The sequence below is a fragment of the Candidatus Babeliales bacterium genome, from assembly GCA_040879965.1.
Taxonomy (GTDB): Bacteria; Babelota; Babeliae; order Babelales; family JACPOV01; genus JBBDJI01.
Genome location: JBBDJI010000011.1, coordinates 13,808 through 39,299 on the forward strand (window position 1 = coordinate 13,808; position 25,492 = coordinate 39,299).

Sequence of the window (25,492 nt, forward strand, 5' to 3'; positions counted from 1 at the left end):
TCAGTATCTCTACCGCTTGTTGTGGGAGTATTGGCAAATAACCCGGTAGCAGTATTATTGCACAATTGGCATTGCTCCTGCAAAGTTATCACTATGACCTTGTGATATTATTTGCAAAAAGATTGAATCGTGGTTGTTCAGTTCCTTCAAAATTAATAATTTCACAAAATTGCTTAAGTGGTCGAGTAAAAATTGGGTTTTTGCCTAATTTTGGATCATCATATAAACCTTGATATACAACCCATTCTTCTAAGGCATCATTTTCACTAAAAACAATATGTAAAACTTGATATTGTTTACCTTTATAATGCGTGTAAATATTTCCAGGTGTAATCAGATCGCGTTTATTAGTCGAGTTATCTACGAGATTTGCCATAAACAGTCCTTTTTTAAGTATTTTATACCGTATATATTATAAAAAATACTATAAAAATCAATGAAAAATTAGCAAAAAATCTTTAATATGATAAAATAAAATTACTATGAGTATTTTTAAATTAAAAACACCATTTCCGCCAGCAGGTAGTCAACCAGAAGCCATTCAGCAACTAAATGCTGCTAGACCAGGAAAATCAACCCTTGTGGGGGTTACTGGCTCAGGTAAAACGTATACGATGGCCAATGTGATTGCAAATCAAAGCAAACCGGTTTTGGTGCTTTCTCCTAACAAAACATTAGCGGCTCAGCTGTACGAAGAATTTTCCTTATTCTTTCCGGAAAATAAGGTTTGTTATTTTGTCAGCTATTATGATTACTATCAACCGGAATCATATCTGCCTGCTCAAGATATTTATATTCCTAAAGAAACGAAAATAAATACTGAGATTGAACGGCTTCGAGTAGAATCGACTGCTTCATTGATTAATCGACAAGATACTATAGTGATAGCTTCTGTTTCGAGTATTTATTCTCTTGGTAATCCTACTGATTATCGCGAATTGAGCTTGCAATTAAAAGTAGGGCAAACGCTGAAGCGTTCAGATTTAATTCATATGTTATTGTTTATTCAGTACGAACGTAATGAAGTTGATAAAAAATCGGGCTCTTTTCAGGTTTTAGGAAATACTGTTGAGATAAATTTACCCTATTTAAAAGAAAAATTACGGATAGAGCTTTTTGGCGATACTATAGAAGGGTTAAGTTGGGTTGATAAATTCAATAATAATGTGGTTATGCAGCTTGATAATACAATAGTACTTCCCGCAAAACATTTTGTAACGACTCAAGAAAAAAAAGATAGTGCTATTGCAAGCATTCAAGCGGAGCTTGATGAATGGTTGCCAAAAATGCCAAATCCATTATATCAAGAACGATTAAGGCAAAGAGTTTCTCATGATCTTGAAATGTTGCAAGAAATAGGTTATTGCTCAGGGATCGAAAATTATTCTACCCATTTTGATGGCAGAAAAGCAGGCGAATCGCCGCATTGTTTATTTGATTTCTTTCCTGAAGATTTTCTTTTAATTATTGATGAATCTCATATAGCATTACCGCAATTACGTGGTATGTATAATGGTGATCAGGCTCGTAAACAATCACTAGTAGATTTTGGTTTTAGATTACCATCAGCAAAAGATAATCGACCATTAAAGTTTGAGGAAATTGAACGATATTTTAATGATGCTGTATTTGTTTCCGCAACACCTGGAGATTATGAATTAAAGCATTCAGATACAATGGTAGAACAAATTATTCGGCCAACTGGCTTGCTTGATCCAGTTATTGAAACGCATCCGCGTGAAAATCAAATGAAGCATCTTATTGAGCAAATTAAACAAACAAAAGAAAAAGGATTTCGCTCTTTAGTAATGGTAATGACTAAAAAGCTTGCAGAGCAGTTAGCAACCTATTTAGAAGAGCAACAAATTCGTGTTTGTTATTTGCATAGTGAGCTTAAAACACCAAAACGTACGGAGCTATTACAAAAACTGCGATTAGGTATTTTTGATTGTTTAGTTGGCGTGAATTTATTGCGAGAAGGTATCGATTTACCTGAAGTAGCATTAGTGGCAATCATGGATGCTGATGTTGAAAGCTTTTTGCGTGATAAACGGTCATTGATTCAGATTATGGGGCGTGCCGCACGAAATACAGAATCAAAAGTATTATTATTTGCTGATAAAATGACAAAATCGATGCAAGCAGCGATTGATGAAACTACTCGTCGGCGTGCTATTCAGCATGCTTATAATGAGGCACATGGTATAACGCCTGAAAGTGTAAAGCGAGAAGTAAGCAAATCAATTACAAATTTACAAGCAGCTATTGCACAAGCATCAGAAAAAAAGAAAAAGAAATCTAAAATTAATCAACAATCTCCTGAAGTGCTTCAAAAAGAGATGCTTCAAATTGAACGCGAAATGCACGAAGCAGCGGAACAGCTTGATTTTGAAAAAGCGATCGCATTACGCGAGCAGCTTAATGAATTAAAAAAAATAGCATTATAAAAATTATTGTTTTTTCACCCATTCTGGTTCCACATAACAAAAATCATTAGAATTATTAATAACATTTTGAATAGTTATTTGATAAATAGGTATATTTCTTATTTTTACCGGAAGATGATCATAAAGATCACTGATTTTATCTGATTTACCTAAAATTTGAGAAAGTGATTTGAATAATGTTCTTTTCTTTTCTCCTCGTAAACGACTAAGCCGACCCAGTAGTAAATCGTATAATTGATCATTTTTGCTTATTGCTTCTTTGCTTAGTATTTCTATTCCGATAATGGTTGCCATGCTATTCTTATATGGCCCAGACATTACTTTGCATGTATCACCTACTTTTGGCGTAATTTTATCAGTATTTCTAGTTTCAACCGCATTTAGTGATAGAATGCTTGTAAGAGATAATAAGAATATATGGGAAAACTTCATAATAAAATCCTTTCTTCTTTGTTTCAGATATAACTAAAAAAAGCATCTTTAGGCAAGATTTTTATTTTTTGACAGAAATTTGAGTTTTTATACCTGTTTTCCAGGTATCGATAAAAAAGCCCTGGGGTTATTTACAAATAGAAATCTTTCTATATAATAGAAAATAATTATTAAAAAAATAAGTTTAAAAATATCTGGATTTTAAAGAGGAAAGAATGAAAAAGTTATTAATTTTATCAATAATGGTCACAGCTTCTGCTTTTGGCATGGAAATACCATCAAATAAGGCCCTGCAAGAGAAGTTTGATCGACTTCATAAGATAGGGACTGAAAAATCAAACCTAATGCGCAATTCGGTCCAAATTGAATTGACTGATGGTTCAATTATGAACATTTCAAAGCAAGAGGCTCTTCAGAGTGGTTTATTGACAAGTTTAATGGAAGATTATCAAGAAATGGGTTCTAAAAACCAAAATATAATTTTTAGTTTACCATCAATTGAAAACAAACAAAAAGACTCTCTTTTGGCGTTATTGCATTTAAGTAAAAGTTTCAAACAAAATCGATTAAATAATATTTTGCAGCAAAATGATGATAAAACCATAAATAATTTAATTGAGCTGGCCGATTTTTTTGATATTCCAGTAGTTTATCAAAATTTGCCTGAACCAATGGCTAAAAAATTATTATCTCCAACAATGTTAAAAAAGTTTATCAATAGTTCTGAGGCTGCTTTTTTTCAGCCTTTTAAAATAGATTATGATTTAGAAAAAAAAGTAAAACAAGCAATGACTAATCAACTTGGGATAAGCAATTTGCACTATGAATCTACTACTCCAATAATAGAATGCGAACGCAGGAGTTTTTTAATGTCAATGCCGACTGCTTTTCATAATAATAATCTTTTATTTGTACAAGATAAATCTATTAAACAGCTTGATATTTCTAATTACAAGGTTACTACACTTATTCCAATTTCTCAGGATATTATACAATTAGCAATAAGTTCTGATGGTAATTTGCTTGCTACGGCGATTTCCAATCAAGTAAGTGTTTTCAATATTAAAGATAAAGAAAATATCCGAGTAGCACTGATAGAAGATAATATTACTGCAATTGCTTTTGATATTGATAACAAGACCTTGGCAGTAGCATATGGAAAGGGCTCTATAGATTTTTATAATATTTCAGATCAACAAAATATACAAAGAATAAAAACCGTATCATTAGGAGGTTTCGAAGAAATTCGTCAACTAACTTATTTAAAACCCAATATTTTAGCTGTTTTAATTGGAGATAGTTTTTCATTGTTGGATTTAAAAAACTTAAAAGCTCCTCAACGTCTAAAACTTCCAAATCAATGTTCCATCAATAAGAATAAGAATGATAATCAATGGACAAAATCTACAATAACTTCAACTATCTATGATAATCAACATGAGCTTTTATTTCTTGGATATGCAGATGGTCAAATTGAAATATTGAATGTTTCAGATATGGGGAATCTACAATTAATAACTAGTTTTACTGGAATACTAACTAAAGGGAATCTTGATAGTTCCTATGGTGATATTAGGATATTAGCGTTACATCCAAAATTGCCATTATTAATTGTAGTTGACACGAGAAATAATCTAAATATTTGGGATATTTCTGAAAAAAGTATACCACGACTTATCACTGAAATTATTTCAAATAAGGATTGGATTTTAGATAAAATTGAAAATGTTTTCTTTAATCCAAATAGTGCAGACTTTATTGATCTTTCAAGAAAATCTATAACCTTAAACCAATTACCGTTTGATGAATCGCTTCAAGGCTTATCAATGCAAGAACTTATGTTAATTGCATTCTTAGAACAAGAAAATAAGCTAGAATTATGTGTGAGGCATAATAAAGCATTGATCAATATATTTGATGGGTTGCCAGAAGAAATACAAAAAAAATATGCAGATAAATTAATAAGAAAATATCTCTTGCTTGTTCATTTGGGCAAGAACAAGCAGTTTTGCCAAAAGATTTAAAAGAGCTTAAAAAAGAAGAAAATCAGATTGAAGATATTGATTAATTTTATTGATAGGTTAGTAGAGTAAAATATTGAATTATAAATGAATACACATACAATAGGAATTATGATGAAGACAAATATATTATGGTTATTATTAATTGGAGCGATAGGGCTAACTATGGCAATTGGATTTAATTATTACCAAAAAAATATGATAAAAATGACAATAGTGCCGCAAGATTACGTTATAACTGATAAAATTCAGGTTGTGGGATTATTTCCAAAAACAGTGAGTGAATTAAACCACCTGGTAGCATCTACTAAAGCGCGAGCGCTTAAAGAAGTGAATGAAATTATCGCTATACCCAATGATCAACGAACTTTTGAAAATACCGCTCGAGCGCTTGATCATGCAGGATCCGTGCATTTTTCAGTACCAAATAGCGCCATAGCAACTTTATCTTATGTAACAAAAGACGATGTATTACGTGATGCCATAAATAAAGCGAAAGTTGAATTGAGCCATTTTGCTGTAGATGTATTTGGCCAAAATGTGGATTTGTATAAAGCATTCAAAGCATATGTTGAAGGGAATGCAAAAAAAGAAAATCTCACAAGCGAACAACAATACTTTTTGCAAGAAAGTATGAAAGGGTTCAAAAAGGCTGGGTTACACTTACCGGCAGAAAAACGTGAAAAAATTAGTAAAATGCTTAAAGAGCTTTCAATATTAAGTGTAGATTTCGATAAAAATATTAATGCTGATTTGCGGTCAATTGAAGTGACGCGTGAAGAATTGGCAGGGCTTGATGAAGATTTTATTAATGGATTAGAGCGTACTAAAGATGATAAGTATATTCTAAAGACCGAATATCCAATTTATTTCCCAATAATGGAACATTGCTCCGTTTCCCAAACGAGAAAACGCCTTTATCATGAATTTTTAAATCGGGCATATCCAGCAAATATTGAAGTTCTTAATAAAATAATTGCATTGCGCAATGAATTTGCAAAAGAACTTGGTTATGAAAGTTATGCTGCATTTAATATCGATGATGAAATGGTTGAATCGCCTGCGCGTGCTCGTAGTTTTTTAAATGATCTTATTGAAAAGGCAAAAATTAAAGAGCTACAAGAATTTGAACAACTTAAAGCGGATTTAGCGCCTTCAGTAGAACTTGTTGATGGTAATAAAATGCAACCATGGGATGGCGCTTATGCTAAACAATGGTTTAAAAAGAAACACTATCAACTTGATGACCGCGAAGTGGCAAATTATTTTCCGATGGAAAAAACAATTCCGGGTCTTTTAGGGATTTATGAAAAATTCTTTAATCTTGATCTAAAAGAAACACCGATAACAGGCTTATGGGATGATGAAGTAAAATTGGTAGAAGTATATAAAAAGGGTGATACTAAAACATTAGGTTACTTATTGCTCGATTTATATCCACGTCCACATAAATATTCTCATGCGTGTCAAATAAGCATTGTATCTGCTTCAAAAGATAATGAAGGTTATAAGCCAGCTGTTGCTTTAGTGATTGCAAACTTCCCAAAATCTACAGCGGCAAAGCCTTCAGTGCTTCAACTCAATGATGTGCGAACCTTTTTCCATGAATTTGGTCACGCTATTCACACCTTGCTTGGTGCAACTGAAATGCCAGGTTTTTCTGGTACTAACGTAAAAACCGATTTTGTTGAGATGCCATCTCAAATGCTTGAAGAATGGCTGTGGGATCCACAAATCTTAAAACAAATGAGTAGTCATTATAAAACAGGTGAACAACTTTCTGATGAGCTTATTAATAAGGTTTTAGAGCTTAAAAACTTTAGTTCTGGGTCTTGGGTATTGCTGCAATCGCTTTATGCATTGATGTCTCTTGATTACTACGCACCGGGCAATGAGAAAGATATTATAGGGATTATGCAAACCCATCAAAAAAATCTTTTGCCAAACATTAGATTTTATGAAGAAAACCATATGCCCGCATCTTTTGGTCATTTAACTGGTTATGGTGCTCGCTATTATGGCTATCTGTGGTCAAAAGTATTTGCATTAGATTTATTTAATCATATTAAAAAACATGGTTTATTAAATCCAGATATAGGCCAAGAATATGCGCAGAAAGTTTTAGCAAAAGGTGGCAGCAAAGATCCTAATGATTTATTAAAAGATTTCTTAGGACGTGATCCAAATTCTAAAGCATTCTTTAAAGATCTTGGGTTATAAAAAAAGAAAGGACGTTTGTGTCGGCAACAAACGTCCTTTTTATCGGTGGAGTGACTATTATTTTATTTTCGGTATGGCGTTTTTAAATATAATGTGAATTCCGATAATCCAGCGCCAACTCTAGCGAATCGGCCTGTATATGCAGGGTTATTATATTTGATAAGTTCCATACCTACCGGTACACGTGTACCACTTTGAGTATGTAATACTAGCAAGTTGCTTTCTTGTGCTAAACCTTGTATAAATTCATTTAATTCAGCAAGAAAACTTACTTGTCTTCCGTTAATTACATAGGTTGCTTGTTCTCTAGCTGCAGAAATATAGCACCATTGTTCACCTTCTTTTTTAGAACGCATATTTTTATATCTCACAACATAATTTGCTGGTACTAGGTTGCCTTCTTCTATGCATACTTTTTGATACATATTGCTATATTTATTCATTAACTCGTCAATTTTTCCATGAATTTCATCAAGAATTTCTTTTGCTATACCTTTGATTGGTGCAGTTTCTTGCATAGGAATACCATTTACTCGCTTGATGATTTTAGGAAAATCATCATTTTGGGCAACGAGCGATAATTGTCCAATCGTTAAGATTGTTAACATAGTTAATTGCAGCTTCTTCATAAAAAACTCCTTCGTTTTTAGATTGATTTATTTCTTTCTTTCTCTTACATTTCTTTTTTTTCTTACAATTGATACCGTTTGTTCTTCTTCAAGTGGAACTTGTTCATATTCTAATAGATAGCAATATTGCTCTCCTTGTTCTTCAATAGAAGATCCTTGAAAAGTTCCCTTTGGTCCCCATATTTGAGGATCAAAACTACCAAAAAATTTTTTATCTAAACATAAAGTAAATTGTCGCTCACCCAATTCATTAGTACTCTCTTGAATAGAAAAACCTGCATCTTTAAGGCCTTTTGTTTTTGAAATATCAAAATAACTCTTAATTGCACGGCGCCCATTTACTGTTGTTTGTATGCCAGATCTAGTATAAGAAAATGATGGTCTTAGAAATTCTTTTCTTCTAAATGATTCTTTTTCTGGGCCAGTTAAATTTCTGAAGCTTGGATGAATATAAGTGCCGACGTATTGATATTCTCGCGCATGCATGAACATTGTCATGCTCGTTAATAACAGTAACCATAGTTTCATTCTCATTGAACACTCCATTTTGTATTTGAATCATATTTTTTATACTCCTAATAAAAATAATACAGATAGAATTTTACAATCACAATAGTTTTGATTTTTTTTTTCTAGATATGTTTTGATAGGTGCGATAAACTAATGAAATATGAAATTTTTTTTAATGTGAAAGAACACAATGTTGCAGCATAAGGGTTTTGTATTACGATCATACATGCCCAAAAAACAAAAAATATCTATTTTAGATGAGAGTTTAGGAAAAATAGAGGCGACTTATTTTCAATTTGGTAAAATGTCACAGTTGTCAGCAGGGGTATTAATGTGTTATTATCCATTATATCGCAATTCTTGGTATGAGCTTGAGCAAATGGTTATTTATGATATGCCATTTGATATAGTACGGCAGGATATTAATTTTTATCATCAAGTATTAGAGCTTTGTTATTACTTTTTGCCATTAAATTGTGCGGCAGATGATATTTTTAATTTAGTACAATACTTATTAGGGTCTGCTCCAATAATGCAGACAAATAAACAAAAAAAGCTTTTTTTGGTACGTTTTTTTTGTGCATTGGGTGTTTATCCAGAAATTGATATTCCGGGATATGATTCGTGGGATAATTTGCTTTCTTTGCCTATTGACGTTATGTTGAAAAAAACAGTAAAGCTATCTGAAGAAATACTAGAGCAATGGGTTTTGGCATGTTTGCAAACACATCCCCAAAATGCTCACTTTAAAACTATGTTTAGGGCGTATAATGCGTAAAATCATAAAAATAATTTTAACATCCATATTGTTAGTTGGAATAGGAAGGCCTCTGCTTCCAGCTGGTTTAATTGATACTTCAAAAATTTTTGTTCCTGAGCGGGATGAACGAGAAGAACAATTAACTCATTTAAAAGAAGAATATACTAAGTTGCAAGCGGCTTCACAAGAGAAGCTCAAATTAATTCAGGAAAAATTAGAACAAATTAATAAGCAGACTACAAATGCAAAAGCTGAATTAAAAGAGGCTGCTGCAACGGAACAGGAATTTTTAAATAAAAAAGTTTCAATATTAAATGAAATTTATCAGGTTCTTTTTAATATCCAATTTATCTATAAAGAATTACTCACAACGGTTGAACAACATGTCAAATTATTAGAGGAATACAAAAAAGATTCTTCTTTTAAAGCCTTAGTGCTAGAGCCTCGTTCTTTTTATTCATATGAAATTGTCCAAAATGCGATAAAAAAAGTATTTGATCAGGAAGATCGTTTAAAAATTTTACAGACTCAAAAAAACGATATTTCTATTGAATTAGAAAATGCAAAAAAGAAACTTATCTCTACTACTAAAAGCTTTCAAGAAAAGAAAAAAGAACAAGAAGAATTTGCCGTAAAAACATCAGTAGAAAAAAAAGAAGGCGAATTAGGATTTAAAGAGCGTGGTGAATTGCTTGATTTAGAAAAAACACTCGAAGGTTATCAGCAAGAATTGGCAGAACTCCGCACGCAAGCGCTTTCGCGTAAAATATCGTTTATTAATACTAACCTTTTTATTGAATCAGAAAAGCTTAAGATATTAAAAAATAATCTTGCTCGGGCAAAATCAGGGTTGCGAATTGCTGAAGCAGAAATACAAGATGCGCGAGAAAATCTCGAAAAACGTAAACAAAAATCATTAGCTACAAAAGAAACGCATTATGATGAGATAAAAAAATTATCAGCAATGCGTGAAAAATTACGTCAAGAACTTGAAGCTATAAGCAAACGATATAAATTACCAATTTTAGAGCGAGAAGAGTTTGCAACATGGTCTGTAGAAACTCCAACGCTGGAATCATATAGTGCATTGTGTGAAATGGGCTTTAAAAATGCACAGGTACAATTATTAGATCGAAAAATTGAATATTTACGGGCACAAATTCAACTTGAAGATGTACGATTTAGAAGAGAAGAAATCAAAGTCGCTTTTCTAGAAACCTGGCATAACCTATCTTCACGTAAAGTGGCAGAAGGCGAAGAGATTCTACAAGAATTAAAAAGATTTCGAGAACTTGAAGCCGAAATTAATAGAGAATTAAATACTTTTCAAGATCGAAGAAATGCGGCAACAAATTTACTTAATTTCCAAAATAAAGAGTTGAATAATTTACGAAATTTAATTCAAGAAGTTCAGCAAGAAAAAGATGGCGTCTTTAAACGGTTTCCTTTGCGTTATAATTCTTGCTTATCTCGTCTTTCTGAAGCAGAAAAAATCATTGGCGAACAAATTGATATGGTTGGTAAGCTTCTTGAAATATATGCGAGTGCAGCCTCTAATTTAAATAATACGGCCAAAGAAATAAGTATTATACTTTCAGAACTCGAATCAAAAAGTATTTGGCAGCGGTCTCAGTATGCGATTTCTTGGCAAGGAATAAAAAATATTATTCCTGATCTTAATTATTTTGTAAGTGATTTCTGGCAAATTAGCACTACTTACATTACGACTTTAACCTGGAAAAGTATTATTAATAGTGCAATGAAGCTTTTTTATGCACCAGGTAAATTAATTTTTATTATCTTTTTTATAATTCTTATTATTGTATGTTATTTTGCATTAAAAATGCGGTTGCCACTTATCAAAGAACAACTTCTTGCTTTAAATCCGACCATTGGAGGTTTAACAGTCTCCACAAAAATTTTAGGATGTGTCGCTGCTTTTGTTAATAGAAATTTAACAACGGTATATTTATGGGTGGTGTTATTCATTGCTGTTTATTTTGAAATAATACCCGATTTGTTTTTGCGGATAAGTTTTTATCTTATTTCTATACCATATTTGCTTTTTATAAGCCGTCGGTTTATTAAATTTTTTGTTGCTTGCAATAGACAGCAAGATTATCCTATATTTACTGAGCAATTTGAAAGACGTTTTGAAATAGTAACTTCTATCTTTTTCTATATATCTATAATTCTTTTGTTTTTCCGTGAAGCATTTATGCTGACGACTATTCATAAATCAGAGTTGCCAAATATTTTATTAGCTGCTTATTCAATTGTATTAAGAACATTAATTATTTTTTCTATAGGCAAAGAAGAAATTTTAGCGCTTGTTTCTAAGCGTGGTGGATTTTGGAATTGGATAAGTTACATTATTGAAAATTATTATTATCCATTATTATTTGTAATTATTGCCATAATGATCTTAAGTGACCCATATGTTGGTGGTTATCGTAATTTAGTTTCTTATTTTGTTTGGGGGCTTTTAGGTAGTATTTTTCTTATTTATGCTTTGTATTTAATACATACTTATGCAAAAAAATCTTCAGAAGTCATCTTTTTTTCTACTGAAGAGGAAACAAAAAAAGAGCGTTTTGCTTATGCCAAAACTTGGTATGGTATTTTTGTTATTACCTTGTTTTTATTGTTTATTATTATCGGTATTGCCGTTGGTATTAAGGTTTGGGGTTTTCCGGTTGTTTTTGAAGATATATGGAAAGTTCTTGATTTTCATATTTTTAGTACCGGCCAAATGGAGCAGGGCGAACCGATTTGGTTTACACCGCGTAAATTTTTAGTAGTTTTAAGTTTTATTATTGCAGGATTTTTACTTGCCATTGCTTTCAATCGTTTTGTATTGCAACGTATTTTTGATATTTTACCAGTAGATGTAGGTATTCAAAATACCGTGAATAGTATTACGCGGTATTTAATTCTTATTGTTGCAATTTATTTAGGCTTTTCATGGGCCGGACTTACTAACCTATTGATTGCAATCGGTTTGGTTATTGGTTCCATTACTTATATCTTAAAAGAACCAGTTGGTGATTTTATATCTTATTTTATTATTTTAGTACAACGGCCTATTCAGATTGGCGATTATATTATGATCTCTCAAGACGTACAAGGTGTAGTACGTAAAATTACGCCTCGCTCGATAATATTGCGCCGGAAAGATAGTTATAGTATAATTTTACCAAATTCAATGATTTTAACGCATCCGATTAACAACTGGAGCTATGCACGAAATTTTGTTGCCATTGAAGATATTTATTTAACTATTTCTTATCATGCTGATCCAGTACAAGTTAAAAAAATTATTAATCGTGTTCTTGATGAAAATACTGATATTTTAAAGAGCCCACGACCAATTATTCGCTTACATGAATTTGGAGAATATGGTTTTGTCTTTATGATTCGTGGTTTTATCAGTAATATTAATATTCTTCGGCGCTGGGATATTGCTTCAGATATTCGTTTTTCTGTTATTCGAGCATTACAAGAAAAAGATATTCGTATTGCAATGCCAACACGCCTTATTTTGCGTGATGAAGTTTTTACCCAACAACAACCGCAACAATAAGATTTTTTTCTAATATTATTCTTCTGATTGAGGTGGCCGTATTCTTCTGATAAAAATCAATGTTTTTTGCCAGATACGTGCTTCCAGTACCCCAAAAATAATGAGTGCAATTGAGAAAAATATTAAGAACCAATTAAGCCATTGTTCTAAAATATTAAGGGTATGTAGCAATAAAATAACCCCAAATACTATCAAAAGTACGCCACGAAATTCGCGATCAAAGATTTGTGTATAGAAAGCCATTTTTTTCTCCCTTTTTTATTTAAAATAGCAAAAACAAGAGGAAAATTGCAATATTTTATCTATAAATCAGCTTAAATAGATTCTTGGTTAGTAGAGGGTAGAAACCCTGTTAATGGCCAAGCATTAGTAAAATCTAGATGAGGATCTATCAATGGTTTGTGATGCACTAAAAAATAAAGTCCTTGAAGTGATATTCCATTTTCTCTAATTGTTTTCATAAGCCCCTCAATCCATAACCATTTTTCAAAAGTGGCCATAGCTTTATTAAAAGGATTTCGATTAAAAGAAATATAGGCTTCTAATTGTTCATTAAGGGTTATTGATTGCAATACAATGTATCGTTGATTAATTTCTTCTTCGGTAATAAGGGCAAGCCAAGAATTGATTAAATAAGTTAATTGCGGAGAAACTTCTTCTGGCCATATAAGATCTATATCTTCATGTTGCCATTTTTCATTATGCCAAAAATAAAGAGAAGTTTTTTTTTTGATTATATTAATCTGATTTTTATCAGTAGCCGTAAGATGAGTAAATGAAAAAGGTGAACGAATAGTGATAAATTCATTCGATATAAGATAATATAGAATGCCAATACAAAACATACATGGAATTAACCAAAGATAATATATAAGTTTCATGCGTTTATTGCTCGTTTATAAACTTCCACAATACCGGTCGTCATTGGCTCAACATAAAGCTTCCACGAATCTTTTTCTTTTAAACTCGCCTCAAGTGCAAAAGCTGGTGATTTTATACCTATTAATGGTTTAAAGGGTAATCCAAAAATTCCTTTTATCTCAAATAGAGCTTGATAAGATTGCAGCGTATTAAAAAAAATTTCAGTATACGATTGTGTAATATTAATCATCTGGCGATGAGCTTGATCATAGGGGATAAAGCTTAACTGAGGAGATTGTAAAGGCCAGTAATCTATTACCGGATGGTAAAGAAAACGATAGATATTTAAAGTAGGTTTCTCTTGTTTTTCTTCAAAAAAATGAAGGCTTAAATAAAGATCAACATTAAGACGGTTTGCAAAATTGGCATTATGCATAGATTCAATATTTTTTTCAGTATAACGCGATACAATAACGCGTATACCAGAGTAAAATTCTAAGTTTTTCTTTAATTGTTCAGCAAATTGTAAGGCGATGCCACGTTCAAAACAATCATCAATTGTTCTGCCGGCCATATATTTTTCATTACTTGGTAAGCCGAGCATAACGGTAAAAAATTTATTGAAACTCGAAAAAGAATGTAAAGAAGTACACAAGAAAAAACTTATTAATAGCCACAATTTTAACGACATGTTAAATCAGTTGTTAAAAATTCTTGCAAAAATGTTTTACGAATAACTGTTTTATTATTTTTAATTGCCATCGCTAGTGCTTTTGTTTGTCCTATAAAAATACATAATTTTTTTGCTCGCGTAATAGCCGTATATATTAAATTTCTTTGTAATAACATAAAATGTTGCATAAAAATAGGAACAATTACGACATCATATTCCGAGCCTTGGCTTTTATGAATTGATATTGCATAAGCATGAACGAGTTCATTTAATTCATCAAAAGCATATTCAACTAAACGTTCATCAAAATTAACTTGTAACGTCCGTTCTTCTGGATCAATTGACTCAATAAAGCCTATATCACCATTAAATACTGATTTATCATAGTTATTACGAATTTGCATTACGCGATCTTTTGGTTTAAATAAATTACCCGCATACGAAACATGCTGAGGATAGTTTTCTGGATTTAAAATGCTTTGCAAATCATGATTTAATTTAAAAGTGCCGACAATTCCACGATTCATAGGAACTAATACAATGCTATCGTTATGATTTTTTATATTAAAACGAGAATTTAATTGAGAATATATTTTTTTTAAATGATTAAAAACTTCTTCAGGCTGTTCTTCTTTGATATAAATAAAATCTTTTTTGCAATCAGGCAATTTTGAGGTAGGAAATTCACCATTGTTGATTTTATGCGCATTGATAATAATAAGACTATCTTGTGCTTGTCTAAAAATATGCTGTAATTTGACTTGTGCTATTTTGTTACTATTAATAAGATCTTTTAATACACTACCTGGACCAACTGAAGGCAGTTGATCAATATCACCAATAAAAATAAGATGAGCATTTAATGGCATTGCTTTCAGTACTGCATGAGCCAAAAAAGTATCAATCATTGATGCTTCATCTATAATTAAAAAATCAAGCTTAAGGGCGTTTTGCTCATTATGGGTAAAACTCATAGTGCTTACATCAAATTCTAATAATCGATGTAAAGTTGCAGCATATCGTCCAGTACCTTCCATCATTCGCTTTGCAGCACGGCCAGTGGGAGCAGCTAATTTATAAGTAATTTTATGCTCATCAAGAATCGAAAGAAGCTTTTTAATTAAAGTTGTTTTTCCTGTACCAGGACCGCCCGTAATTATACTGACTTTTTGTTGCAAACAAGTAATAATAGCATGTTGCTGTTCTTCATTAAGTGCCACATTATGTTGATCTGACACTCTGAGTGAAGTATAAATTTTATCAATATCAAATTGATATGGCGTTTTAAATTCACATAAACTAAGTATTTTTTGAGCAAGTGATTTTTCAGAAAAATAAAACGGTGCAAGTGTTATAAAATGCTGATTATCTTGAGAGATAAGTTTAATTTTTTCAGATTCATATAACTCATGTAAAGCATTTTTTACAATTAAATCATCGCTCTGATTATCAAGTTCTAATAATTCCTTAACATTATTTTTTAGTTCTGCTAATTGTACATATAAATGACCATTATTAGTTGCCTGGCCAATAGAATAGATAAAACCAGCCTTTACCCGTTTAATTGAATTTTTTTCAAAACCAAGTTGCTGAGCAACCATATCAGCTGATTTAAAACCAATGCCCCAAATTTCTTCGGCCAATCGATATGGATTTTCTTTTAAGACGGCAATTGAATTTTGGCCATATTTTTTATAAATTTTTGCGGCAAACGCAGGAGAAATTCCTTTTTCTTGTAGAAATATCATTATGGAAGATATTTCTTTTTGATCTTGCCAAGCACGATTGATAAGCTCAATACGTTTAGCACCAATACCAGGAATCTCAGACAATCGTTCGGGATTTTTATCAATGATAGCAAGAGTATCGGTTCCAAATTTTGCTACTAATTTTTTTGCGTATACTTTTCCTATGCCTTTAATAAGCCCAGAACCGAGATATTTTTGTACACCTAATAATGTTGTCGGTAATTGTTGAATACAACCAGTAGCCTGAAATTGTCGACCGAATTTAGCATGGGTAATCCAAGAACCCTTGAGAGTTACTTGTTCACCCGCTTGTATAGAACCAAAAGAACCAGTAACAACCGTTGACCGTGTATCATTAATTTGTAAAATTAAAACACAGTACCCTGAATCTGGGCTTTTAAATAATAAACGATCAACGGTTCCTTGTAATTCTTCTTCTTGTGGATTCATGAGAAATAACTATTTTTTCCTTTGTAGTTCAAGAAATTGTTTCCATGCGCGTGGGCAACTTTGAATTAAGTCTGATATAAAACTAATAAGATCAGTGCAAAAATCATTCAAATGAACAAATGTAGTGGTTTCACGATTAAATGTTTCAAATTCATGACCATCTTTTTCTTTACCCCATACGAGCAAATAACTATTTTCGCGATTATGCAACGTGGACCATTGTTCCATAAATTTCAAAGTTATGCCCTTAACACCATAGGCTTGTTTTACAAATGGATCAGCTATTTTAACAAAATCTGCTTTTATTATTTCTAATAAACTATATAACTGTACTCGCACTGCTGTTGTCATATGTGGATTGTTTTTTTCAAATTGAGTGAGACTTGCTATGCTATGATATTGTCCTTGAAAAATGTATATACCCGTACGTTCTTTAGTCACTGGATCGAGTGTGCCATGTAATTGATCTTGTACTTTTTTTCTTATATACATCAAATTTCTTATTTCATGCCCATTAATACCCAGCCGATTTCCATCAATACCATCGGGTACTTTTATAGGCCTTTCTGCCTGTACATCCCCAGACGGCATATTGCAGGATATTGTCGAGCTGGCAAATGATAAGCCAGTAAGTAATATCAATACTTGTTTATTTGTGGAATTCATAAGCATTCTCCTTTATTTTTTTTAATTAGAGTAACATCTCAAATCGTATAGCAAGATTGAAATCTTTTCCAATGCCAGAACGTAAAAAAGTTCGGTCACCATATAAAGAAAGTGACCAGTCGCAGCATTTTCCATGTCTATAATAAGTGATTGAGCCAAAAGCTTTACTTTGAAATGCACCAGGCTTAATTGCAAGATTTTTTCTAAGCTGACTAAGTTCTGCAGGTGGTGCAAAAATTTTGCCAAAACTTTCTTGCTGTTGCCACCAAATATCATTACCAAGCATAATTTGGAAATATTTAGCCATAGTACCTGTTAAAGCCGTAGATAATTTAAAAAGAAATCCTGGGAATACCACAGTAGTGAAACCCATGGGGAAAAAAGTTTCAGTTAACTGCCGTTCGATAAATGCTAAATCTTCTTCGCAATTATTAGGGTCTGGATTTTCGAGTCGTGCAAAATCGGCGGGGTTTTTTCGTTTTATATAATAGCGTTCTTCTAAGGCCGGAAATAAGTATTCTAAATTGGCACGAGTTTTAAAATGAAATTTAGGAGTGACGCACAAATCATAATAAGTAAAAAGGCCGAGTCCAATATGGCCATTATTACCAAGACCTGTTTCTAAAAGAATGCGCGAAAGTCTATCTAGTGCACCAACTAAAAATTCGCCGCCTTGTGTTTCTGCTTGCGGTATATCTTCGCCCACTAAATCAAGCAAACCCATTAAATCAAGTTTTGGAATACGCATATTTTTAGGAAAATGATTACCATACAGGCCTTTTTTGATCGAACAAGCAGTAGGAATAGTAGACTCAAGTCCATAAATAAATTGTAATCGTGGATTATCAATTGCAATATGTCCAATATTAATTCGGGTATCACCAAAACCTAAGCGATCAGCAATTAAATGTTCTCGTGCAAAGCGATGTACTTCTTCTTTGTCATCAGTTCCTGGATCTTGATCATTAAAAATTGGTTCAGCTTGAATTTCTCTCACTTCAGCATCGTTAAGAAAAAAGTTTCTTATTAAATATTCTAATGGCAATCTAAATTCTAAATAAAAATTATTTTTTCTGCGTTGTGCACCAAACATAACTCCAGCACGCCGTTCTTGTAATTTAAGATCTTCAAAAAGAGATAAAACACGAGGTATATTAATATCTAAACCAAATTCTTCTAGATCAGGAATTAAATTTGCAATACCAAAGTTAAGATATGATGAAATACCGGTACCATCTTTAGTAAAATTACATTTAGAAGTTTGGTTATAATATGCATATGTAGAGAATTGCCATGTTTTGCAAAACCAAGATGGGGGTAAACAAGAAAAAAAATAACCTATAGGATAATCAAGTAACGATCGTTGATTGATAGGATGAGTAAATTTATAAATATCTTGCATCAGCAAGTCTTGCAACGGTAAAATGCCATCAGGATCAAGGCTGCAAGATCGTGTAAAAGCTTTTACAGTACGTTCAGGAGTATATTTTTCTTTATCATAATCGGGAAACGTAATATCTTCTTCCATGTTATCTAAAATTGAATCAAAACCGGATGTCAAATCATCATTACTTTGTAAGGTAGAGACAAAAAAGAGAAAAAGATACAACTTTTTTTTATTTATTTTCATGGTAAAACCTAAAAAAAACTAATGTCTGGAATAAACTTATTGAATAATCGTGAAATTTCTTAATTAAAAACCTTAATAAAGTAGCATCTTTTCTCTGTTTTGGCAAAAACAATAATTTAGTAGCTTTTCATTTTGAATGAGTTAATATAAAAAAATAAGTTCTTTTAATACAAATTCTATTTTTGATGCAAAGGTTTATGCATGTCGAATTCAACAATCAATATATCAATTGAGGGGAACATTGGAGCAGGTAAATCTACAATTTTATCAATTATACAAAAATGGCTACCTGTCAATATTGTATTGGAGCCACACGAAAAATGGCAAAATGTTGGAGGGCACAATCTTTTAGAAAAATTTTATACTGATACGCCGCGCTGGGCATATACATTTCAAACCTATGCATTTGTTTCGCGTATCTTGGCCCAACAACAAAATCAACAATTATCTTCGATTAACATTTTAGAGCGATCAGTATTTTCTGATCGATATTGTTTTGCGAAAAATTGTTATGAGTCTGGTATTATGAGTGCATTAGAGTGGCAATTATATAAAGAATGGTTTTCTTGGTTAGTAGATGCATATGTGTCACCAATGAAAGGTTTTATTTATTTGCAAGCAGATCCAGCGGTTTGTTATAAAAGATTATTAAAAAGAAATCGATCAGAAGAAGTTAATGTTTCTTTGGAATACCTTGAAAAAATTCATGCAAAACATGAAAAATGGTTAATTGGAAAAAATGAGCAATACCGCGACGTACCTGTTCTTATATTGGAATGTAACAAAGATTTTGAACATGATATCGAAGAGCAAGAAAAACATTTGCAAAGTATTAGTGAATTTTTAAATATTCCAAAAAAAAACAATATTAAAAAGAAAATACAAGAAATTGCCTTGTAAAATGAGGTAAAATTAGAGTAAACTAGAATAAAATTCTAATAAGTTTCTCTTTGAAAGGATGCCAATGGATGGTATATTTATCGCAAAAGCTGCAGCGTTTATTGGAGCAGCTTTAACTATGGGGATAGGAAGCATTTCGCCAGCATATGGCCAAGGATTAGTTGGTGCTAAAGCATGTGAGAATATGGGGAAATATCCAGAAAGTGCGCGTGATATAAGAACAACTATGCTTTTGGCAATGGGTATCATTGAATCGTCAGCCATTTATGCGTTATTGATTTCTGGCGCAATTTTATGGTTCGGTAGCTAAGTGATAATATGATGCTGAATGGTACGTTGTTTATTCAAATATTAAATTTTGTTTTTGTATATATCCTGGTTGATCGTATTTTACTTAAAAAAGCAGTAAAACTTATTTATCAAGAGCAAGATGAGCAAGCAAATTTAATGACTGATATAGCGCAAAAGAGAAATGAAGTTTTAGCGCAAGAAAATGAAATGCAAGAACATTGGTATAATCATCAACGTATATTTTCAGAGCATATACCTATGCTTAAAAAAATTGTACCATCAGCGCCATCGGCTCTTTCTATTCATAAGCCTATTATGAGCAGGCAAGAGCGAGAACAAAAAATTGAAAAATTAGCGCAATATATGGTCAATAAGGTGATACCCTATGCTAAATAATATTATTGCAATTATATTTAGGCTTATTAATTTTAGTATAATTGTTGCGGGCTCGGTTTATCTTTTTCAGAAATATATACTCAGTTCAATTAAAGAACGTATAAAAGAAAAAGAGATTTTTTGGCAAAACTTAAGAATAAATAAAGAATCGCTTATTGATCAAAAAGATAGAATAATTACTCAAATAGCAAGTCAAGAAACATATGCCCAATATTTATTAAATAATATTGTAAAATGGCAAAAATATATCCAGCAAAAAGAACTTCAAAAAATTGAGCAGCAAAAAAATATTAGCATTCATATTGCACAACGTATTGATCAGCAAGAGCAAAATTATAGTTTAGAACTTTTAAAACAAGAATTATTGCCAGACGTTTTTGATAAAGCTTATGATGAATTAAAAAAAAAATATCAGAGTCCTATAGAGGCACAAGAATATATAGATAAAGTTCTTAATCAAATAGGAAAATAAGTCCTAATGGATGTAGATAACATAAAACTTGCTCGTAAATATGCAGTTGCTTTTTTAAATGTATATGAAGATAAAATCACCATCAAAGATTATTATAAGATTGTGCAAGTACAACAATTTTTAGCAAAATCATCTGATGTGATTTTCCATTTCAAGCTTCCAGATATGAATGAAGTTAAAAGAAAAGCGATAGATTTAATCTTCCAAAAATTTGATTTGCCTATTATTTTAAAAAAATTGAGCAATATGCTTATTGAACATGAGCGTTTATTTATGCTTGAAAAGGTTTTTTATTATATTCAGAAAACGTATAAAGAACGTAATAATTTAATTTTATTTCAAATTCAGACTTCATACGCCTTGAGCTCAGAAGTTCTGAATCAAATAATATCTTTTTTAGAAAAAAAGACTGGTAATACAATTTTATATGAAACAAATATTAATAGAAAATTAATTGCTGGTATTCGTTTGCAAAGTGAAACATTATTATGGGAAGATTCCATTGCAAAACGACTACGCCATGCTGAACAATTATTAAACATGCAGGGACTCTCATGACATTAAAAAGTTCCGATCTTATATCATTATTTGAAAAAGCACTCGCTGATATTTCACAAGAAAAACTTGATGAAATTGGTATTGTTATCCAGGTAGGAGATAATATTTGCAAAGTGCATGGGCTAACTGATGCTGTTTTTGGTGAATTAGTTATTTTTGAAGGTGGGAATAAAGGGATTATTCTCAATTTAGATGAAGATTTTGTTTCAGTATTTCTTTTAGATATCGCTATTGGAGTAGCTGAATTAGAAGTAGTAAAAAGAACAGGGGGCGTATTCAAAGCGCCAGTTGGCATGAAATTGCTTGGCCGTATTATTGATGCAGTTGGCAAACCACTTGATGCGCTTGGGCCTATCGAGGCTGATGAATTTCGTTCTGTAGAAGCTGAAGCACCTGGTATTATAGAACGCAGCCCAGTAAATGAATCACTGGAAACTGGCATAATGGTTATTGATGCATTGGTGCCAATTGGTAAAGGACAACGTGAATTACTTATTGGTAATCGTAATACTGGTAAAACTTCAATTGCATTAGAAACAATTTTGCATCAAAAAGGAAAAGATGTACTTTGTGTATATGTTTCTATTGGTCAGCGTCAGGCAAGTTTAGCACGTTTTGTAAATACCTTAGAGCAGCATGGAGCATTAGATTATACGGTTATTGTTAGTGCTGATGCATCCGATTCTGCATTAAAGCAATATCTTGCTCCTTATGTTGGTTGTGTAATAGCAGAGTATTTCCGGGATAAAAAACATGATGTGCTTATTGTTTATGATGATTTAACTAACCATGCAATTGCCTATCGAGAAATGTCATTACTTTTAAGACGGGCACCAGGACGTGAAGCGTATCCAGGAGATGTTTTTTATTTACATTCACGATTACTTGAAAGAGCAGGAAAATTAGCTGATGGTGGCTCGATTACCGCGTTGCCAATTGTGCAAATTCAAGGTGATGATATTACCGCTTATATTCCAACAAATTTAATTTCGATTACTGATGGCCAAGTATTTTTAGATTCTCATTTATTTAATCAAGGTATTAGGCCGGCAGTCAACGTAGAGTTATCAGTTTCTCGTGTTGGTGGCGCAGCGCAAACAAAAGCAATAAAAAAAATGACAAGAGCATTACGATTAGAGTTGGCTCAATATAATGAATTACTTGATTTTGCTCAATTTGGTACTGAGCTTGATGTGGTTGCTCAGAAAAAGCTTGCGCGGGGAGCCCTTGCTGTTGAGCTTCTGAAGCAGCCACAATTTAAAGGATATTCTTTTGTTGATCAAGCATTGATGCTTTTTTTATTAAAAGAAAATTTTTTAGATAAGCTTGCTAAAGATCAAGTGAATAATTTTGCAGAACAATTTGTAAGCTATGTAAGTGCAGTTTATCCAGATATTTATGAGACAATTTTAACTACTAAAGATATATCTGATGAAGTTCAAAAAAAACTTACTGAAACTGCAAAAGAATTTAGTAAAATTTTTGTGCCAGAACAAATTAAATTATTATGAAAAAATTTTATTTATCCATTAATTTAATAATTTTTTTATTTTTTCAAAATATTTGGTCAATGCAAAGCTTAAAAGAGCTCGTTAGTGGGACATTATTAAATTTTACACCAATTTATTTTGCAGAAGATTTAGAAGATAATAATAAATCTGAATTTGTTTATAAAGAGCAAAAAGAAATCGAATATGATTTTAATACAAGTTTTTACAAATTAGATTCTGAAGTACAAAATTTTGTGGAAAATTACCAAAAATGGCCTTCTTTTTTAAGAGATAAAATTAAAATATTTTCAAATGACTACTTAATTGATCCAAGCCTTAATGAATCCTTTCCAGAATATTATTATTCATTAAGTGATTGGTTAGCTGCTCATTTAACCGATGATAACAGAAAACATTTTGTGAATGTGCTACAAAAAATTCGTCAAAAAGAAGAAATTGAATAATTTTTCAGAGCAGTTGTTTCAATATTAATACCGGACTATTCTAATTATCGAAAATATAAATTTTTAGATTAAAAAGGGAAAAAGTATGAAAAAAATACTGAGTTTATTTATTTTCATTGTGATGCTGCCTTTATATGGTGGCAAAGATATAATTAAAAAGATTAAATCCGTAAATATTCTGAAATCAGATGCAAAAAAAGAGGATGCAGAAATTTGGAAAGATCTTTATGATTTAAATTTTCCTTTATTAGATCATGCCTTGCAAGAATTCATTATTGATTTTAAAACTTGGTCAAAAGAAGATCAAAAAAAGATTAAAATTTTTTCATCCTGCTCAAAAAACAATAAGCCTGTACTAGTAGAGAAAACATTGAATGAGCGCTATGATATTGAAGACTGGCTATGCCTAAAGATTGGAGATAAACGAGATTCATTTGCCACAGCGATTCATTATATTCAAAAATACTCTACACCTGGAAAATAAGCCGGATTGAGAATAACTAAGATTATTGAGATAATTGAATTTTGCCGTATACTATAAATAAATTCAAATTTACCCCCAATTTTCGTGCCCGTAGCTCAGCAGGATAGAGCAACGGATTTCTAATCCGTAGGTCGCAGGTTCGAATCCTGCCGGGCACACCAGCTTTCGCTAAAGCTTCAGCTGGCACGGCCAGTTTTTTTAAGGTAAATGACAAAGGATAAGAGAAGTTCATTGTTAAAACGGAAGCGTGAAGGCTGTCCGCCGTAGCTTGCCAAGCTGGGAAGCGTGGATAAAGCGAAGGCTGGACTGAAATGGCAATTCAGGTAAAATTTTTTTATGTATTATGTTTATATTATTCAATCAATAAACCATCCAGATCAAATTTATGTAGGTTGTACACAAGACCTGAAAAAGCGTCTTGCTAACCATAATTGTGGCACTACATCTCATACTAATAAATTCAAACCTTGGAAGCTTACGGTGTATATTGCTTTTGATAAAAAAGATAAAGCGTATAATTTCGAAGCATACTTAAAATCAGGAACTGGTAGGGCATTTAGGGATAAGCGATTGTTATAGCTTTCGCTAAATGCTTCAGCTGGCACACCAGTTTTTTTAAGGTAAATGACAAAGGATAAAAGAAGTTCATTATTAAAACGGAAGCGAAAGCTGTCCGCCGTAGCTTGCCAAGCTGGAAAGCATGGATAAGCAAAGGCTGGACTGACACGGCCAATTTTTATTTCTCGAGATATTTTCTTATCTTTTGCTATTCTTAAAATAATAAAAATTTGTTATTAGTAGGGGTTTTGAGGAAACAAATGAAAACAGTAAAAGATGCAATCTCAATTAACGAACTTAAAAAAATATCTGAAAAGATGGTTTTATTGTCTTTGACTCAATGATAAACCTACGCCCGGGTTTTGGTAATAGGACTCGTGGAGTTGATGATCCAAAAATCCAAGAAATCATTAAAAAAATTGTTCATAAATTGGTGATGCAATGAAAATTCATAAAGATCTTACACTTGCCCATTGGTTTACGGTTTCAATATTTGAGCAATTGGCAAATGTCGGTACCGATATTGAAAGAGCCATTCAATGGAAAAAGAATGGAAATTTGGATTACAGCATTAAGGCATTTGAACGCGCTTTAGAGCTTTTGGATTTTACGATTGCTGATCCTAAGAATAAAAAAGGAACTTTAAAAGAAATTTTACGAGTTCGCGAGGCTCTCATAGATCATTTTATCTATGAGAATGAATACCAGACTACTGATGAATATTGGCAACAATATTTTTTCGATTTTAATTATGCTGCTGCTATTCAACGTGGAAAATAAAAAACTTTTAAATATGATATTATATATTATTGGCCTCAATTTCAAAAAAAATACGTAATAATATTGCTATGAATAACTACACTTTGTCACCAAAAACAAGTAATTTAAGAGTTTGGCTTCAAAAAAAGCCCTAGAAACGATAAATAAATCTAGGCCAATTGAAGAATCTTCTTTACCCATTGCTCACAACGTTCATGGCACCGCCTTCTGGTTGACGCTCAACAAGCAGTGGTGCCAAAAAACCTCGAGGGGCTGGAAAGAATAAGGGATTGTGTGGCGAAGATGAGGGTGGGTAAAGAAAAATTAATTCTATTATATATTTATAGCTTGTTTTTATAGTTAAGTTCTCATATTCTTATTGATCAATTAGATACATTTAGCTACCTTAGTTTATAGAGAGGTTATTTTTCATTAGCATTTCTAAATGGGATTTTATGTTTTATTCATTCATTTCTTTTTGGAACTAATT

Annotated in this window: 25 protein-coding genes and 1 tRNA gene; 16 read left to right on the top strand and 10 right to left on the bottom strand. The window is 31.9% G+C overall.

Annotation, left to right across the window (positions count from 1 at the left end; translation table 11 throughout):
- Positions 1-91: 91 nt before the first annotated feature.
- Positions 92-376, bottom strand: coding sequence for a DUF1653 domain-containing protein (locus WDZ41_02035; GenBank protein MEX0940112.1), 285 nt, complete (start codon positions 374-376; stop codon positions 92-94).
- Between the two features lie 106 nt (positions 377-482).
- Here WDZ41_02035 and uvrB point away from each other — a divergent pair, with 106 nt between their 5' ends.
- The gene (gene uvrB, locus WDZ41_02040; protein ID MEX0940113.1) at positions 483-2,447 is read left to right on the top strand and encodes an excinuclease ABC subunit UvrB; all 1,965 of its coding nucleotides are present in this window, start codon (positions 483-485) and stop codon (positions 2,445-2,447) included.
- 3 nt (positions 2,448-2,450) lie between these two features.
- Here the strand turns inward: uvrB and WDZ41_02045 are convergent, their stop codons facing one another.
- The gene (locus WDZ41_02045) at positions 2,451-2,879 is read right to left on the bottom strand and encodes a hypothetical protein (protein ID MEX0940114.1); all 429 of its coding nucleotides are present in this window, start codon (positions 2,877-2,879) and stop codon (positions 2,451-2,453) included.
- Between the two features lie 215 nt (positions 2,880-3,094).
- Here WDZ41_02045 and WDZ41_02050 point away from each other — a divergent pair, with 215 nt between their 5' ends.
- Together WDZ41_02050 and WDZ41_02055 are read left to right on the top strand one after the other, a co-directional pair.
- Positions 3,095-4,903: a WD40 repeat domain-containing protein gene (locus tag WDZ41_02050; GenBank protein ID MEX0940115.1), complete on the top strand. Its 1,809-nt coding sequence runs from the start codon at positions 3,095-3,097 to the stop codon at positions 4,901-4,903.
- Positions 4,904-5,014: 111 nt separating this feature from the next.
- A complete protein-coding gene (locus tag WDZ41_02055) occupies positions 5,015-7,120 on the top strand; it encodes a M3 family metallopeptidase (protein ID MEX0940116.1) in 2,106 nt (701 codons plus the stop codon).
- A gap of 62 nt (positions 7,121-7,182) precedes the next feature.
- On the opposite strand, the gene WDZ41_02060 is transcribed toward WDZ41_02055, so the two are convergent.
- A complete protein-coding gene (locus tag WDZ41_02060) occupies positions 7,183-7,749 on the bottom strand; it encodes a hypothetical protein (protein MEX0940117.1) in 567 nt (188 codons plus the stop codon).
- Between the two features lie 27 nt (positions 7,750-7,776).
- Positions 7,777-8,283: a hypothetical protein gene (locus WDZ41_02065; GenBank protein ID MEX0940118.1), complete on the bottom strand. Its 507-nt coding sequence runs from the start codon at positions 8,281-8,283 to the stop codon at positions 7,777-7,779.
- 166 nt (positions 8,284-8,449) lie between these two features.
- Between WDZ41_02065 and WDZ41_02070 the strand changes: the two genes are divergently transcribed.
- Both WDZ41_02070 and WDZ41_02075 read left to right on the top strand, forming a co-directional pair.
- Positions 8,450-9,037 carry a hypothetical protein gene (locus WDZ41_02070; GenBank protein MEX0940119.1) on the top strand — a complete coding sequence of 196 codons (588 nt, stop codon included), beginning with the start codon at positions 8,450-8,452 and terminating at the stop codon, positions 9,035-9,037.
- Positions 9,030-12,602, top strand: a complete 3,573-nt coding sequence (locus tag WDZ41_02075) for a mechanosensitive ion channel domain-containing protein (protein MEX0940120.1) — start codon at positions 9,030-9,032, stop codon at positions 12,600-12,602. The genes WDZ41_02070 and WDZ41_02075 overlap by 8 nt, the downstream gene beginning before the upstream one ends.
- Positions 12,603-12,617: 15 nt before the next feature.
- Here the strand turns inward: WDZ41_02075 and WDZ41_02080 are convergent, their stop codons facing one another.
- From WDZ41_02080 to WDZ41_02105, 6 genes are all read right to left on the bottom strand, one after another.
- Positions 12,618-12,845 (bottom strand): hypothetical protein, encoded by a 228-nt coding sequence (locus tag WDZ41_02080; protein ID MEX0940121.1) that lies wholly within the window; start codon positions 12,843-12,845, stop codon positions 12,618-12,620.
- Between the two features lie 71 nt (positions 12,846-12,916).
- Positions 12,917-13,483 (bottom strand): hypothetical protein, encoded by a 567-nt coding sequence (locus WDZ41_02085; protein MEX0940122.1) that lies wholly within the window; start codon positions 13,481-13,483, stop codon positions 12,917-12,919.
- Positions 13,480-14,154, bottom strand: a complete 675-nt coding sequence (locus tag WDZ41_02090) for an N-acetylmuramoyl-L-alanine amidase (GenBank protein ID MEX0940123.1) — start codon at positions 14,152-14,154, stop codon at positions 13,480-13,482. Before WDZ41_02090 ends, WDZ41_02085 begins: the two co-directional genes overlap by 4 nt.
- Positions 14,145-16,334, bottom strand: coding sequence for an ATP-dependent RecD-like DNA helicase (locus tag WDZ41_02095; protein ID MEX0940124.1), 2,190 nt, complete (start codon positions 16,332-16,334; stop codon positions 14,145-14,147). The genes WDZ41_02090 and WDZ41_02095 overlap by 10 nt, the downstream gene beginning before the upstream one ends.
- A gap of 9 nt (positions 16,335-16,343) precedes the next feature.
- Positions 16,344-17,000, bottom strand: coding sequence for a hypothetical protein (locus WDZ41_02100; protein MEX0940125.1), 657 nt, complete (start codon positions 16,998-17,000; stop codon positions 16,344-16,346).
- A gap of 25 nt (positions 17,001-17,025) precedes the next feature.
- Positions 17,026-18,630 carry a hypothetical protein gene (locus WDZ41_02105; GenBank protein MEX0940126.1) on the bottom strand — a complete coding sequence of 535 codons (1,605 nt, stop codon included), beginning with the start codon at positions 18,628-18,630 and terminating at the stop codon, positions 17,026-17,028.
- A 201-nt stretch (positions 18,631-18,831) separates the two neighbouring features.
- Between WDZ41_02105 and WDZ41_02110 the strand changes: the two genes are divergently transcribed.
- From WDZ41_02110 to WDZ41_02160, 11 genes are all read left to right on the top strand, one after another.
- On the top strand, positions 18,832-19,530 hold the full coding sequence (locus tag WDZ41_02110) for a deoxynucleoside kinase (GenBank protein MEX0940127.1): 699 nt from the start codon (positions 18,832-18,834) through the stop codon (positions 19,528-19,530).
- Between the two features lie 64 nt (positions 19,531-19,594).
- Entirely contained in the window at positions 19,595-19,840 is a 246-nt protein-coding gene (gene atpE / locus WDZ41_02115; protein ID MEX0940128.1) for an ATP synthase F0 subunit C, read from the top strand.
- A gap of 8 nt (positions 19,841-19,848) precedes the next feature.
- Positions 19,849-20,217: a hypothetical protein gene (locus WDZ41_02120; GenBank protein MEX0940129.1), complete on the top strand. Its 369-nt coding sequence runs from the start codon at positions 19,849-19,851 to the stop codon at positions 20,215-20,217.
- Positions 20,207-20,689: a hypothetical protein gene (locus WDZ41_02125; GenBank protein ID MEX0940130.1), complete on the top strand. Its 483-nt coding sequence runs from the start codon at positions 20,207-20,209 to the stop codon at positions 20,687-20,689. The genes WDZ41_02120 and WDZ41_02125 overlap by 11 nt, the downstream gene beginning before the upstream one ends.
- Before the next feature lie 6 nt (positions 20,690-20,695).
- Complete coding sequence (locus WDZ41_02130) at positions 20,696-21,247, top strand: F0F1 ATP synthase subunit delta (protein MEX0940131.1); 552 nt, start codon at positions 20,696-20,698, stop codon at positions 21,245-21,247.
- Complete coding sequence (gene atpA / locus WDZ41_02135; GenBank protein ID MEX0940132.1) at positions 21,244-22,758, top strand: F0F1 ATP synthase subunit alpha; 1,515 nt, start codon at positions 21,244-21,246, stop codon at positions 22,756-22,758. Before WDZ41_02130 ends, atpA begins: the two co-directional genes overlap by 4 nt.
- Positions 22,755-23,201 (top strand): hypothetical protein, encoded by a 447-nt coding sequence (locus WDZ41_02140; protein ID MEX0940133.1) that lies wholly within the window; start codon positions 22,755-22,757, stop codon positions 23,199-23,201. The genes atpA and WDZ41_02140 overlap by 4 nt, the downstream gene beginning before the upstream one ends.
- An 85-nt stretch (positions 23,202-23,286) precedes the next feature.
- A complete protein-coding gene (locus WDZ41_02145; protein MEX0940134.1) occupies positions 23,287-23,685 on the top strand; it encodes a hypothetical protein in 399 nt (132 codons plus the stop codon).
- An 84-nt stretch (positions 23,686-23,769) separates the two neighbouring features.
- Positions 23,770-23,846: transfer RNA gene (locus tag WDZ41_02150), tRNA-Arg, on the top strand.
- A 175-nt stretch (positions 23,847-24,021) separates the two neighbouring features.
- The gene (locus tag WDZ41_02155) at positions 24,022-24,264 is read left to right on the top strand and encodes a GIY-YIG nuclease family protein (protein MEX0940135.1); all 243 of its coding nucleotides are present in this window, start codon (positions 24,022-24,024) and stop codon (positions 24,262-24,264) included.
- Between the two features lie 420 nt (positions 24,265-24,684).
- On the top strand, positions 24,685-25,023 hold the full coding sequence (locus tag WDZ41_02160) for a hypothetical protein (protein MEX0940136.1): 339 nt from the start codon (positions 24,685-24,687) through the stop codon (positions 25,021-25,023).
- Positions 25,024-25,492 lie beyond the last annotated feature (469 nt).